The 569-nt window shown below is 34.3% G+C and carries 1 protein-coding gene; it reads left to right on the top strand.

The features are described from left to right. On the top strand, positions 1 to 569 hold a 569-nt coding region (locus ACGHIN_RS17325; protein WP_390456502.1), incomplete at both ends, for an RHS repeat-associated core domain-containing protein.

The raw sequence follows: 569 nt of genomic DNA, 5'->3' as shown, positions 1-569 counted from the left end.
GAAGTAGGAAAATCCTAAAAAATGAAGTAGACTACGGAATGTATGATTATGGGGCAAGGTTTTACATGCCGGATATTGCAAGATGGGGCGTAATTGATCCATTAGCGGAAATATATAGAAGACATACACCTTATAATTATACTATCAATAATCCTATAAGGTTTACTGATCCGGATGGAAGAACTATAAACGATCCGCAGAGCAAAAAAGAAGCTGAGCATACGCAAATGGGGCTCAATATGAGAAAAACCCAATTAGAATCGCAAAGGAATATGATTTACAGCTCCGCAACCGATAAAAATGGAAAAGTTTCTTTAAGTAAAGCTCAGAAAAAAGAAATAGGTAATATTAATTCGATGATTACTGAAGTTAACAAGTCTGTGAATGATATTACCGATATGATTAATGATAAAAATAATGATTATGTATTCAAAGATGCTTCATTGAATGGTGGACTACCACAAACGATGAGAACAGGCAGTGCAGAAGTAACTATTTATTTTGATGATTATGGTAACAAAGTACATGAAGGAAGACATGGTGGACAGATTGCTAGAAAAGAGTATGAT

Origin of the sequence: Chryseobacterium barbadense (assembly GCF_042849955.1) — a bacterium.
Lineage (GTDB): Bacteria > Bacteroidota > Bacteroidia > Flavobacteriales > Weeksellaceae > Chryseobacterium.
Note: the sequence above shows the minus strand (reverse complement) of the source record. Positions and strands in the feature narration are given on the sequence as shown.